Source organism: Stenotrophomonas sp. 01N47 (assembly GCF_056399165.1).
Genome location: NZ_JBFTQU010000009.1, coordinates 318115 through 331504 on the forward strand (window position 1 = coordinate 318115; position 13390 = coordinate 331504).

The window sequence follows — 13390 nt, forward strand, 5'->3', positions numbered from 1 at the left end:
AGCACGTTCTCTCCTGGCGCGGCCTCCGGAACATCGGGGGCCGCGTTTTTTCTTTGCGTCGTCGAGCAGAAGCGGGTTGGTCGAGCGCTGCAGGGAGAGGGGGCTGCGTGCGAATGTCCCCCGGCGCCGGCCTGCGGCCGTCGCCTCCTCCTTTACTTCGCACCCAGCCCCCTCTCCCTCCGCGTGCCGGGCATCCACGCGGCCGTTGCAGTGGCTGCGGCTCTACCTTCCGCAAGCCGAGCCGCTGCGCGGGCGGCAGGCGTTTCGACAAAGTAAAGGAGGAGGCGACCGCCGAAGGCGGGCGACGGGGGACATTTGTCGAAATGCCTGCCGCCCGCGCAGCGGCCCTACAGCTCGCAAGAATCCGGAGCGCATAAACAAAAAAACCCCGGCGATGCCGGGGTTTTTCGTTCGCAAAGGCGCGGGCGCCTTATTTCTTCTTCGGCATGTACAGATCGGTGATCGTGCCGTCGTAAATTTCCGAGGCCATCGCCACCGATTCGCTCAGCGTCGGGTGCGCATGGATGGTGTGGCCGATGTCCTCGGCCTCGGCACCCATCTCGATCGCCAGGCCGATCTCGGCCAGCAGATCACCGGCATGCACACCGACGATGGCACCACCGATGATGCGGTGGCTGTCCTCGTCGAAGATCAGCTTGGTGAAGCCCTCGGTGCGACCGATGCCGATCGCGCGGCCGCTGGCGGCCCACGGGAACTTGGCCACGCCAACCTTCAGGCCCTTGGCCTTGGCTTCGGTCTCGGTGACGCCAACCCAGGCGATTTCCGGGTTGGTGTAGGCCACCGACGGAATCACCCGTGCCACCCACTCCTTCTTGTGCCCGGCAGCCACTTCGGCCGCCAGCTTGCCCTCGTGCGTGGCCTTGTGGGCCAGCATCGGGTTGCCGACGATGTCGCCGATGGCAAAGATGTGCGGCACGTTGGTGCGCATCTGCCGGTCGACCGGAATGAAGCCACGGTCGGTGACCTGCACGCCGGCCTTCTCGGCATCGATTTTCTTGCCGTTCGGCGAGCGACCCACGGCCACCAGCACGCGGTCGAAGGTGCCCTGCGCCAGCGCAGGTGCCTGGCCTTCCTCGGCGGCTTCGAAGGTCACGGTGATGCCCTTGGCATCGGCGGTGACGCCGGAGGCCTTGGTCTTCAGGTGCACTTCGATGCCCTGCTTCTTCAGGCGGTCGGCCAACGGCTTGACCAGGTCCTTGTCGGCGCCCGGCATCAGCTGGTCCATGAACTCGACCACGGTGACCTTGCTGCCCAGCGCACCATAAACGGTGGCCATTTCCAGGCCGATGATGCCGCCGCCGACGACCAGCAGCGAGCCCGGTACTTCGGCCAGCTCCAGCGCGTCGGTGGAATCCATCACCCGCTTGTCGTCCCACGGGAAGTTCGGCAGCTTCACCGCCTGCGAACCGGCAGCGATGATGCACTTCTGGAAGCGCAGCAGCTGGGTGCTGCCGTCAGCCGCGGTGATTTCCAGTTCGTTGGCCGAGACAAACTTGCCAACGCCCTGCACGCTGCGGACCTTGCGCTGCTTGGCCATGCCAGCCAGGCCCTTGGTCAGCTGGTTGACGACCTTTTCCTTGTACTGGCGCAGCTTGTCCAGGGTGATGGTCGGCTTGCCGAACTCAACGCCGAAATCACCGGCATGGGCCACTTCGTCGATCACCGCTGCGGCGTGCAGCAGGGCCTTGGACGGAATGCAGCCCACGTTGAGGCAGACGCCGCCGAGGCTGGCGTAGCGCTCGACCAGCACCGTATCCAGGCCGACGTCGGCGGCGCGGAAGGCGGCGGTGTAGCCGCCCGGGCCCGAGCCCAGCACGACCATTTCGCATTCGATGTCGGCCTGCTTGCCGCTGGACAGCGCCGGCTTCGGTGCTGCAGGCTCGGCGGGGGCGCGGTGCGACGGCGTCACCGGCGGCTTGCTGGCCGGGGCGGCGGCCGCCGGGGCCGGCGCCGCGGCCTTGGCCGGCGCTTCAGCAGCGCCTTCGGACTCCAGCAGCACGACAACGGCACCCTCGGACAGGGTGTCGCCCAGCTTGACCTTGATTTCCTTGACCACGCCGGCTGCCGAGGACGGCACTTCCAGGGTGGCCTTGTCCGACTCCAGGGTCACCAGACCCTGGTCTTTCTTCACCGTATCGCCAACGGCGACCAGCACTTCGATTACCGGCACATCGCTGTAATCGCCGATGTCGGGAACCTTGATTTCAATCGTGGCCATGGTGGGTTTTCCTCGTGCCCGACCGGCGTGGCCGGCGGGCTGTCACTGCGTTTCGACAGGCGGCCGCGCCAGGGGCAGCGGCCGCACGGTGGGGGCGAAGCGGTGCCTTACAGCAGCACGCGGCGCATGTCGGCCAGCACCTGCGAGAGGTACGTGGTGAAGCGTGCGGCCAGGGCGCCATCGATGACGCGGTGGTCGTAGCTCAGCGACAGCGGCAGCATCAGCTTCGGTGCGAACTCCTTGCCATTCCAGACCGGCTGGATAGACGACTTGGAGACGCCGAGGATGGCCACTTCCGGTGCATTGACGATCGGGGTGAACGCGGTGCCGCCGATGCCGCCCAGCGAGCTGATCGAGAAGCAGCCGCCGCTCATGTCGGCCGGGCCCAGCTTGCCGTCGCGCGCCTTCTTGGCCAGTTCGCCGGTTTCCTGCGCGATCTGCACCACGCCCTTCTTGTCGACATCGCGGATGACCGGAACGACCAGGCCGTTCGGGGTATCGGCAGCGAAACCGATGTTGAAGTACTTCTTCAGGGTCAGGTTCTCGCCGCTGGCATCGAGCGAGGCGTTGAACTCCGGGAACTTCTTCAGCGCCGCAGCGCTGGCCTTGATCAGGAAGGCGAGCATGGTCAGCTTGATGCCGGCCTTCTCGTTCTCCTTGTTCAGCGCCACGCGCAGGCCTTCCAGGTCGGTGATGTCGGCCTGCTCGAACTGGGTGACGTGCGGGATCATCGCCCAGTTGCGGGCCAGATTCGCACCGGAGATCTTCTTGATGCGCGACAGCGGCTGCACTTCAACGTCGCCGAACTTGCTGAAATCAACCTTCGGCCACGGCAGCAGGTTGAGGCCACCGCCGGCGGCCACGGTGCCACCGGCAGCTGCCGGAGCGCCGCCGCTGAGCGCGGCCTTGACGAACTTCTGCACGTCGGCCTTGGTGATGCGGCCGCCCTTCTCGCTGCCACTGACCTGCAGCAGGTCGACACCGAGCTCACGGGCGAACACGCGCACCACCGGCGATGCGTAGGGCACCTTGGCCGGCAGCACGCCATCGGCGTTGAACTGTACCGGCGGGCTGGTCGGCGCGCCGGCCGAGGGGGCGCTGGCGATCTCGCGGGCGGCCAGCTTGTCCGGCTGGGCCGGCACGGCGACCGGCTCGACCTTGGTGGCGGTCTCGGCGGCGGCCGGGGCAGCAGCGGCGGCAGCCTTGCCCGGGGCCGGGGCGGCAGTGCCTTCGGCTTCGATGATGGCGACCACGTTACCCTGCGACAGGTTGTCGCCGACCTTGACCTTGATCTCCTTGACGACGCCGGCGACCGACGACGGCACTTCCATGGTGGCCTTGTCGCTTTCCAGCGTGACCAGGCCCTGGTCCTTCTTCACCGTATCGCCCACGGCGACCAGCACTTCGATGACCGGAATGCCGCTGTAATCGCCGATATCCGGCACCAGGGCTTCCACCGCGCCGCCACTGGCAGCGGGGGCGGCAGCAGCAGCGGCCGGAGCGGGAGCGGCCTGGGTGGCAGCGGCCGGAGCAGCGGCCTTGGCCGGTGCGGGTGCAGCAGCAGCGGCCGGCTGGGCAGCCTCGCCGTCGGCCACTTCGATCAGTGCCACGACCTTGCCTTCGGACAGGCTGTCGCCCAGCTTGACCTTGATTTCCTTGACCACGCCGGCCACCGAGGACGGCACCTCCATGGTCGCTTTATCGCTTTCCAGCGTGACCAGGCCCTGGTCCTTCTTCACCGTATCGCCGACGGCAACAAGCACCTCGATTACCGGGATATCGCTGTAGTCACCGATATCGGGGACACGTGCTTCCTTGATTTCGGCCATGGGGAGAACTCCGGCAATCTGGTGTAGGGAAACGTCTATTGTGCGGCCAGCGGGAGCCAGCGCCAACCGTTACAGGTGTTTTCAGTACGCACGCAGCCGGGACACGCTGTTGCTCATGGCCCGCCAGCGCTTCCAGTCGGTAGCGTATTGTCCTGCCGATGTCCGCTTGATGTCGCCAGTGCGACGGCCACCGGCTGCCAGGCCTGGCGCAGGCGCGGCAAGGACCACGCTGCGTTGGCCGGACTGGTGGACGGCAGCGCCAGCACCTTGGCCGACGTGGCCAGCTGCGGTTGCACCCAGCGCTGGAAGGCCTGCATCGCCGCGCCACCGTTGCAGCCGATCAGCTGCAGGTCAGGCAATGCGGCGATCAGTGCGGGAAGTGCATTGGCCACTTCCGTGCCACGCACGATGTCCGCATCCAGGCTTCCGCGTCGTTCGCAGCGGCCGATCACATCCCAGAGGCCGACACCATTGGCTGCAAGCGCCTGCAGTCGCTGCGCGTACGGCATTGTCGGGTCGAAGCCGCACAGATCGCCGAGCAATGGCCAGAAACGATTGCGCGGGTGCGCGTAGTAATGCTGTGCCTGCAACGAAGCGATACCGGGCATTGAACCCAGCAGCAACACCCGGCAATCCGTGTTTACCTGCGCAGGCAGGCCGATGCACAACGTTGCGACGCTCACATCTTCTCCAACTGCATGAATATTCCGGAAGGGCAGAAACCACAGGAAAACAAGGATTTCGCGCTGTTCGCTGAACAGTGCGAACTAATTTTTAACGCGCGTCGGATTCGATTCATGTTGGGGCGACTACGGTGTGCTCGCCCCGCAACCGGGGGCCCAAAACAAGAAACATTAGGAGATTCCCCCATGCGCTCCATCCGTATCCTGAGCCTCGCCCTGCTGACCTCCGCCGCGTTCGCACCGGCTGCCTTCGCGCAGGACAGCAGCACCACCGATACCGCCTCGGGCAAGCATTTTGCCGTGGTTGGCGGCGTCTCGCTGCTGCAGCCGAAGAATGACCCGATCGACGGCATCAAGAAGGTCGATGGCGGCCCGGCACCGACCGTCAGCTTCAGCTACTACATCAACGACAACTGGGCCGTTGAGCTGTGGGGCGCTGCAGACAAGTTCGACCACAAGGTGAAGGGCCCGGGCAATGCCCGCCTCGGCAGCGTCGAGCAGCAGCCGGTCGCGCTGAGCGGCCAGTACCACTTCGGCCAGGCTGACAACGTGTTCCGTCCGTTCGTGGGCGTGGGCTACTTCCAGTCGGCCTTCAGCAATGAAACCCTGGCCGACGGCAGCGACTCCGACATCCGCCTGAAGGACGCCAAGGGCGTGATCGGCACCGTCGGTGTGGACATGAACATCAACTCGACCTGGTTCGCCCGTGCCGACGCCCGCTACATGCGCTCGCGTCCGGACGTGAAGGTCGGCGGCGAGAAGATCGGCGAAGCGAAGATGGATCCGTGGACCGTCGGCTTCGGCATCGGCGCCCGCTTCTAAGCGCTTCTGCGTCATCGTTGTACCGCGACGGGCCCTTCGGGCCCGTCGTCGTTTCCGTCACCCGGGTTCTGTAGAGTCGACTTCCAGTCGGATCTACACAGACGGGACGCGGAGGCGCGATGCACGAGGTCGACCTGCTGGTGATCGGCGGTGGCATCAACGGCGCCGGTATCGCCCGTGATGCCAGCGGCCGCGGCCTGAAGGTGCTGCTGTGCGAACAGCACGACCTGGCAGCACACACCTCCAGCGCCAGCAGCAAGCTGATCCATGGCGGCCTGCGCTACCTGGAACAGGGCGAGTTCGGTCTGGTGCGCAAGGCACTGGGCGAACGAGAGGTGGTGCGTCGGCAGGCGCCGTTCCTGGTGCGGCCACTGTGCTTCGTGCTTCCGTGGCAGCCGCACCTGCGTCCTCGTTGGATGCTGCGGCTCGGGCTCTGGCTGTATGACCATCTGGGCCGGCGCAGTCCCGCCTTCCCTGCGTCGCGCGCCGTGGACCTGCACGCCGATCCACTCGGCGTGCTGCTGTCGCCACAGCTGCAGCACGCCTTCAGCTACGCCGACGCACAGGTGGATGACGCGCGGCTGGTCATCCTCAACGCGCTCGACGCTGCGCAGCGGGGTGCACGCATCCTGACCGGCACGCGCTGCGTGGACCTGCAACGCGGGCACGGACGCTGGCACGCCGTACTGGAAGACGTCGCAGGCCATCAGCAGACCGTCCAGGCACAGGCGATGGTCAACGCCGCAGGCCCCTGGGCCGGCGGCCTGCTGGAGCGCATGCACGCCCGCAGCGGCGGACCTGCGCTGCGCTTGGTCCAGGGCAGCCACATCGTGCTGCGCCGCGTCTGGCCGAACGACCGCGCTTGCCTGCTGCAGCAGCCCGATGGCCGTGTGGTGTTCCTGCTGCCCTTCCACGACCATCTGCTCATCGGCACCACTGACACCGACTATCGCGGCGACCCCGCACGCTGCAGTGTGCTGCCCGCGGAAGTGGACTACCTGTGCAGCGCTGCCAACGGCTACCTGCGCGATCCGGTCGCACCTGCCGAGGTGGTCTGGCAGTTCGCCGGCGTGCGCCCGCTGCTGGCCGACCCGGACCCGCGCGCGGCCAAACTGAGCCGTGACTATCGCCTGCAACTGGACGCCGAAGGTGCGCCTGCGCTGCACGTGCTGGGCGGCAAGCTGACCACGTACCGGGTACTGGCCGAGGAGGCAGTGGACCTGCTGCGCCCCTATCTGCCGCACGCCGGCCCCGCCTGGACGGCGGCAGGCGAGCCACTGCCCGGCAGCGACTGGGGCGATGCCGGGCAGGCATGTGAACAGCTTCGGCGCCAGGCCCCCTGGCTGCCGGAGGCCACGCTGCGGCGCTGGGCCAGCGCCTATGGCAGTCGCAGCATCGATCTGCTGCACGGCGCACGCAGCCTGTTCGATCTGGGCGAAGACTTTGGCGCGGGCCTGCACGCACGCGAGGTGGCGTTCCTGTGCGACCACGAGTGGGCCCGTAGCGCCGAGGATGTACTGTGGCGGCGGAGCAAGCTGGGGCTGCAGATGGACGCGGCGCAGGCAGTACGGCTGCAGGCCTGGATGGATTCACATCGCCGGTAATGCCGCGCGCGGCCCAGCGCCGCCGATGAATTACGATTCCAATATCGCCACCGGAGACGCTGCATGACGCCCCGCTACGTGCTGGCCATCGACCAGGGAACCACCAGTTCGCGCGCGATCCTGTTTGATCGCGCCGGCGACATCGTCGGCAGCGCACAGCGCGAGTTCACCCAGGTGTTTCCACAGCCGGGCTGGGTCGAGCATGACCCGCGCGAGATCCTGACCAGCGTCTACGCCACGATCACCGAACTGCTCAGCCGTGAACAGATCGATCCCCGCCACATCGCCGCACTGGGCATCACCAACCAGCGCGAAACCACCGTGGTCTGGGACCGCGCCAGCGGACAACCGATCCACAACGCCATCGTCTGGCAGTCGCGGCAGAGCCAGGCGATCTGCGAGCGGCTGAAATCCGGCGGCCACGAAGCGCTGATCCGCGAGCGCACCGGCCTGCTGATCGACGCCTATTTCTCGGCCACCAAGATCCGCTGGATCCTCGATCACGTGGAAGGCGCGCAGCAGCGGGCCGAACGTGGCGAGCTGCTGTTCGGCACCATCGACAGCTGGCTGGTGTGGAATCTCAGCGGCGGCCAGGCGCACGTGACCGACTACAGCAACGCCGCGCGCACGCTGCTGTTCAACATCCACACCCTGGAATGGGACGAGGACCTGCTGGCCCTGCTGGACATTCCGCGTGCGATGTTGCCGCAAGTGCGCGATTCCAGTTCGGTATACGCGCACACGCGCCCGCAGTTCTTCTTCGACCATCCGATCCCGATTGCCGGCATCGCCGGCGACCAGCAGGCCGCGCTGTTCGGCCAGGCCTGCTTCCAGCCAGGCATGGTCAAGAACACCTATGGCACTGGCTGCTTCATGCTGATGCACACCGGCACGCAGGCCGTGCGCTCGCGCAATGGCCTGCTGACCACCATTGCCTGGGGCCTGGAGGGAAAGGTGGAGTACGCGCTGGAGGGGTCGATCTTCATCGCCGGCTCGGTGGTGCAGTGGCTGCGCGATGGGCTGCGCATGATCGATCGCGCCGCTGACAGCCAAGCCTTGGCCGCACAGGTGCCGGACAGCGCGGGGGTATATCTGGTGCCGGCTTTCGTCGGCCTGGGTGCACCGTACTGGCGCAGCGACGTGCGCGGTGCGATGTTCGGCCTGACCCGTGGCACCGGCAAGGCCCACTTCGTGCGCGCAGCGCTGGAGGCGATGGCCTACCAGACCCGCGACGTTCTGGATGCGATGCAGTCCGATGCGGGCATCTCGCTCAGTGAACTGCGCGCCGATGGCGGCGCGATCGGCAACGACTTCCTTGCCAGCTTCCAGGCCGACATCCTCGGCGTCCCCCTGCTGCGACCGCGGGTGACCGAGACCACCGCGCTGGGTGCGGCCTACCTGGCGGGGCTGGCGGTCGGCTTCTGGGAAAGCCGCGAACAGATCGCAGCACAGTGGGGGCTGGATCGCCGCTTCGAACCGCAGATGGCGGTGGCCCGACGCGAGAAGCTTTACGCAGGGTGGCAGCAGGCCGTGGCCGCCACCCTCGCCTTCCACGTCGACTGACGGTAGTGCCGGCCGCTGGCCGGCAACACCGTGATCTTCGGGTACACCTTCTGGGTTGCCGGCCAGCGGCCGGCACTACCCCAGAGTCAGAACGCCGGCAGCACCGCGCCCTTGTACTTGGTCTCGATGAAGGTCTTCACCTGCGGGCTGGTCAGCGCCTTGGCGAGCTTCTGCACGCGGGCGTCGTCCTTGTTGTCCGGGCGGGCGACCAGGAAATTCACGTACGGCGAGTCCTTGCTCTCGATCGCCAGCGCGTCCTTGGTCGGGTTGAGGCCGGCATCCAGCGCATAGTTGGTGTTGATCAGGGCCAGATCGACCTGGTCGAGCACGCGCGGCAGCATGGCCGAATCCAGCTCGCGGAACTTCAGGTTCTTCGGGTTGGAGACGATGTCGCGCTGGGTGGCCAGTGCGTTGGTCGGATCCTTCAGCTCGATCACGCCGGCCTTGTGCAGCAGGATGAGTGCGCGGCTGTTGTTGCTGGGGTCGTTGGGGATCACCACATCGGCCCCTTCACGCAGTTCGGCCAGCGACTTGATCTTGCGCGAGTAGGCGCCGAACGGCTCGATGTGCACGCCCACCACCTTGGTCAGGTCGGTCTTGCGATCGCGGTTGTAGGCGTCCAGGTACGGCTCGGTCTGGAAGTAGTTGGCATCCACCTGCTTCTGCACCAGCTGGTCGTTGGGCTGCACGTAGTCGTTGAACACGCGCACGTCCAGCTCCACGCCCTCCTGCTTGAGGATCGGCTTGACCACTTCCAGGATCTCGGCGTGCGGCACGGCGGTGGCGGCCACCACCAGCTTCTGCGAAGGCTCACCGGACTTGCCGCAGGCAGTCAGGGCCAGCGCAGCGGCGAACAGGGGCAGCAACAGGGTCTTCTTCATGGGCGCAATCGATCTCGGGGGAGGTGTCAGGATTTTTCGTAGTTGGTCAGGGCCAGTTCCAGCAGTGCCTTGGCCTGCTCGCGCAGCATCATCGGCTCGACGATCTCGGCATCGGACCCGTAATGCAACACGTCCATCAACAGTTCGCGCGACACGCTGTAGGGCACTTTCAGTTCGTAGCGGCCATCAGCGAGGAAGCGTCCCTGCTGCTTGGAGTGCCAGTGCTCGTCGGCCACCCAGCGCGCGGCCTTGGCACTGAACAGGATGGTTGCCCAGCCCTTGGGCGCACCGGAGAAGATGCCGTAGCTGGCACCCAGCTGCTCGTCCAGCTCGCTGTCGGCGACATCGCGGGCGGTGCTGTCGATCACCCGTGCCTTGTAGATGCGGTCCACCGCGAAGCTGCGCAGGGCCTCGCGATCATGGTCCCAGCCGTCCAGGTACCAGTTGTCGCGGTAATGGGTCAGCCGTTGCGGCGATACGGTGCGCTTGGTCGCTTCGTCGGTCGAGCGGGCGCGGTACTCAAAGCCCAGCTGCTTGCGCTCCAGCACCGCCGAGGCCACCGAACGGAAGCTGGCTTCATCGAACTTGCGGCCACGGTGCGGAATCACCCGCACCCGATCCACCGGCCAGCTGGAAACACCGGCTTGGGCGGCCAGCAGGCTTTCAATGCGCTGCTGCAGCGGCGCCAGCACCGAAGACAGCACCCCGCCGCCGGTACGGGCCAGCAGGTGCTGCGAGGCCAGCAGGGCGTGCAGCTCCTCCGAGCTCAGCCACAGGCCGGGCAGCTCGAAGCGGTCGCTCTCGTCGGCCAGGTAGCGGAAGCCGGCCTCGCCATCGCCCTCGATCGGCGCCATCAGCGCATCGCGCAGGAACGCCAGGTCGCGGTAGACGGTGGCCCGGGAGCAACCGAGCTTGTCCTGCAGGGTCGCCACCGTCACCGGATAGCGTGCGGACTTGAGCAGACGATGCAGGGCGGTGATGCGTTCGTATCGGTCCATGCCCCCGATTATGTCCGAGTCTCGGGCGTTGTGGCGGACGATTGGGCTATCGTGGGCGCCCCCTGCCCCGTGGAGCGCCCGATGCGCCGGTTGTCTGTCCTGCCCCTGCTGGCCTGCCTGCTGCTGGCCGCCTGCGACCGCGCACCGGCGCCCACCGACGCTGCGACGCCCGTCCCCGCTGCCGATCCGGCGCAGGCGGTGCTGTCTGCCAGCCAGCGATTTGCCGCCCTGCGCAGCTTCCATGCCGAGCTGGAGGTGCTGGGCGCGCAGCAACCGGTGCGTACCGCGATGGACTTCGTCGCCCCGGACCGCTTCCGGGTGCAGACCCCTGCCGGGCCGCAGGTGATCATCGGCGACACCATGTTCCTGCAGGCCGACGATGCGATCCGCCAGGTGCCGACCCCGCCGGGGCTGCTGGAGCAATGGCGCAGCCCGCTGCCCGCCGATATCCCCGCACAGGCCCTGCAGGCCGAAGACCTGGGCGAGCAGACGCTGGATGGCGTCAGCACCCGCCACTACCGCCTGCGTGGCGCCACGGCCGGTGAGCGGCTGGAGTACTGGGTGGATCCGCAGGGCCTGCCGCGGCAGATCGTGCGCAGCGGCCACAACAACGGCAAGCCCTTCCAGCTGCGGCTGCGGTACTCGCGCTTCAACGATCCTGCCCTGCAGGTCGACCTGCCCTGAATGGGCTTGGCCCGACAACGCCTGCTGAAGCAGTCGGGACGGGCGATTCGGACGGTCATCACGCTTCCAGTATCATCACCGGCTGCCAACCGCTTCGGAGAAGCCTCGATGTCCCTGCGCGTGTCCCTGCTGGTCCCCTTGCTGCTCTGCGCCCCGCTGGCGTATGCGCAGGATGCCTCCGAACTGGCGGCGATGTCCTCGCCGTGGAGCGGCAGTGGTGGCGAACTCGGCTTCGCGTCGGCACGTGGCAACAGCAGCACCGAGAGCTTCAACGGCCGACTGCGCCTGCGCTACACCGATGGCGACTGGGTGCACAGCATGGACCTGTTCGGCCTGCGCTCCAGCTCCAAGGTGACCGAAACCAGCGACGACGGCACCACCACGCGCCGCAACAACACCACCGCCAACCGCTACACCGGCAGTGCAGGCAGCGCGCTGCAGCTGGGCGAACATCGCCAGCTGACGGCCACGGTACGTACCGAGCGTGATGATTTCGCCACCTACGACCGGCAGAGCTCGTTCGGTCTGGGTTACGGCACCCGGCTGTGGAACACCGAGCGTTTCTCGTTCGATGCGCAGATCGGCCCCGGTGTGCGCCGCACCCACAGCACCGAGGACGATCGCACCCGCACCGGCCTGATCGGTCGCGGCCTGTTCGACCTGAAGTACTCGCTGACCGACAACACCGACCTGATCAACACGCTGCTGGTCGAATCGGGTTCGTACAACACCTTCGGCCAGAACGATTTCGGTGTCTCGGTGAGCATGAACGAGCACCTGGCGCTGAAGGCCGGCTGGCAGGCGCGTTACAACAGCGACGTCGCCGAGGACAAGCGCAAGACCGATACGCTGACCACGATGAACGTGGTCTACAAGTTCAAATAAGCGAAACGGGCGCCTGGCGCCCGTTCTGCTTTTGGTAGTGCCGGCCGCTGGCCGGCAACTGCATTCCATCGGGATCATGAGGTTGCCGGCCAGCGGCCGGCACTACCTGCGGTGGCTCAGACGTTCAACAGCTCGCCAGCACCCGCATCCAGCAGCATCTTCGCCACGCGCTGGCCCAGCGCTTCCGGGTCGCTGGCCGGGCCCACGGCGTCGGCACGCACCGCGCGGCCGTCACTGGCGCTGCCGACCAGCCCCTGCAGGTGCAGGTCCTGGCCCTGCCACTGCGCGATCGCCGCCACCGGCACATGGCAGCTGCCATGCAACGCGCGGTTCATGGCCCGCTCCGCTTCCACGCAGGCGCGCGTGGCGGCGTCATCCAGGCCTGCAAACAGCGCCATCAGCGCGGCATTGCCGCCATCGCACTCCACCGCCACCGCGCCCTGCGCCGGCGCCGGCAGCCACTGCGGCGGCTGCAGGCGGGCGACGATGCGATTGCCCAGGCCCAGCCGTTCCAGCCCGGCCACGGCCAGCACGATGGCGTCGTAGCCGCCGTTGTCGAGCTTGGCCAGACGGGTGTTGACGTTGCCGCGCAGGTCCAGCAGTTCCAGGTCCGGGCGCAGTGCACGCAGCTGGGCCTGGCGGCGCAATGACGAGGTACCGACGCGCGCACCGATCGGCAGTGCATCCAGCGAGGCATAAAGGTTGGAGACGAAACCATCGGCCGGATCGTGGCGGGTCAGCATTGCCGGCAGCGCGAACGGCGCATCCAGTTCCATCGGCACATCCTTCAACGAGTGCACCGCGCAGTCGGCCTCGCCACGCAGCATGGCCAGTTCCAGTTCCTTGAGGAACAGGCCCTTGCCACCGATGGCCGCCAGCGAGCGGTCAAGCACTTCATCGCCGCGGGTGCTCATCGGCACCAGTTCCACGTGCAGATCGGGATGTGCCTGGCGCAGACGGTCGGCGACGTGTTCGCTCTGCCAGAGGGCGAGCGGGCTCTTGCGGGTGGCAATGCGGACGGTTTCCATCCTTTCATTATCGCGCCTATCGGCGGGATACGGCCAACGGCGGAGCCCCTCGTGGCTGGTGTGGTCGTGCAAGTAACAGCTGCGCTTGGCCGGGCGGGGTGGGTGCGCGGGGGACGCCGTAAACCCATCCCTGGGGGCTTGGCCGCGGCATCCATGCCGCGGACACCCCCGCGC

At 67.0% G+C, this 13390-nt stretch carries 11 protein-coding genes; 5 read left to right on the top strand and 6 right to left on the bottom strand.

Features of this window, described 5'->3' with window-relative positions; all coding sequences use genetic code 11:
• Positions 1–430: 430 nt before the first annotated feature.
• The 3 genes from lpdA to AC1DKR_RS17495 form a co-directional block, all read right to left on the bottom strand.
• Positions 431–2239 (bottom strand): dihydrolipoyl dehydrogenase, encoded by a 1809-nt coding sequence (gene lpdA / locus AC1DKR_RS17485; RefSeq protein WP_478034018.1) that lies wholly within the window; start codon positions 2237–2239, stop codon positions 431–433.
• A 107-nt stretch (positions 2240–2346) separates the two neighbouring features.
• Entirely contained in the window at positions 2347–4068 is a 1722-nt protein-coding gene (gene aceF / locus AC1DKR_RS17490; RefSeq protein WP_478034020.1) for a dihydrolipoyllysine-residue acetyltransferase, read from the bottom strand.
• Positions 4069–4181: 113 nt separating this feature from the next.
• On the bottom strand, positions 4182–4751 hold the full coding sequence (locus AC1DKR_RS17495) for a DNA-deoxyinosine glycosylase (protein WP_478034022.1): 570 nt from the start codon (positions 4749–4751) through the stop codon (positions 4182–4184).
• A gap of 186 nt (positions 4752–4937) precedes the next feature.
• On the opposite strand from AC1DKR_RS17495, the gene AC1DKR_RS17500 reads away from it, so the two are divergent.
• From AC1DKR_RS17500 to glpK, 3 genes are all read left to right on the top strand, one after another.
• Positions 4938–5573, top strand: a complete 636-nt coding sequence (locus AC1DKR_RS17500; RefSeq protein ID WP_049464294.1) for an OmpW/AlkL family protein — start codon at positions 4938–4940, stop codon at positions 5571–5573.
• 119 nt (positions 5574–5692) lie between these two features.
• The gene (gene glpD, locus AC1DKR_RS17505; RefSeq protein ID WP_478034026.1) at positions 5693–7177 is read left to right on the top strand and encodes a glycerol-3-phosphate dehydrogenase; all 1485 of its coding nucleotides are present in this window, start codon (positions 5693–5695) and stop codon (positions 7175–7177) included.
• A 63-nt stretch (positions 7178–7240) separates the two neighbouring features.
• On the top strand, positions 7241–8740 hold the full coding sequence (glpK, locus tag AC1DKR_RS17510; RefSeq protein ID WP_312787592.1) for a glycerol kinase GlpK: 1500 nt from the start codon (positions 7241–7243) through the stop codon (positions 8738–8740).
• 86 nt (positions 8741–8826) lie between these two features.
• On the opposite strand, the gene AC1DKR_RS17515 is transcribed toward glpK, so the two are convergent.
• Positions 8827–9621 carry a MetQ/NlpA family ABC transporter substrate-binding protein gene (locus AC1DKR_RS17515; protein ID WP_025877387.1) on the bottom strand — a complete coding sequence of 265 codons (795 nt, stop codon included), beginning with the start codon at positions 9619–9621 and terminating at the stop codon, positions 8827–8829.
• Between the two features lie 26 nt (positions 9622–9647).
• On the bottom strand, positions 9648–10619 hold the full coding sequence (locus AC1DKR_RS17520; protein ID WP_025877388.1) for a helix-turn-helix transcriptional regulator: 972 nt from the start codon (positions 10617–10619) through the stop codon (positions 9648–9650).
• Between the two features lie 81 nt (positions 10620–10700).
• Between AC1DKR_RS17520 and AC1DKR_RS17525 the strand changes: the two genes are divergently transcribed.
• Both AC1DKR_RS17525 and AC1DKR_RS17530 read left to right on the top strand, forming a co-directional pair.
• Complete coding sequence (locus AC1DKR_RS17525; protein WP_336032378.1) at positions 10701–11303, top strand: LolA family protein; 603 nt, start codon at positions 10701–10703, stop codon at positions 11301–11303.
• 108 nt (positions 11304–11411) lie between these two features.
• Positions 11412–12188 (top strand): DUF481 domain-containing protein, encoded by a 777-nt coding sequence (locus AC1DKR_RS17530; RefSeq protein WP_025877391.1) that lies wholly within the window; start codon positions 11412–11414, stop codon positions 12186–12188.
• Positions 12189–12304: 116 nt separating this feature from the next.
• Here the strand turns inward: AC1DKR_RS17530 and hemC are convergent, their stop codons facing one another.
• Positions 12305–13216 carry a hydroxymethylbilane synthase gene (gene hemC, locus AC1DKR_RS17535; RefSeq protein ID WP_033832280.1) on the bottom strand — a complete coding sequence of 304 codons (912 nt, stop codon included), beginning with the start codon at positions 13214–13216 and terminating at the stop codon, positions 12305–12307.
• Between the last annotated feature and the right edge of the window lie 174 nt (positions 13217–13390).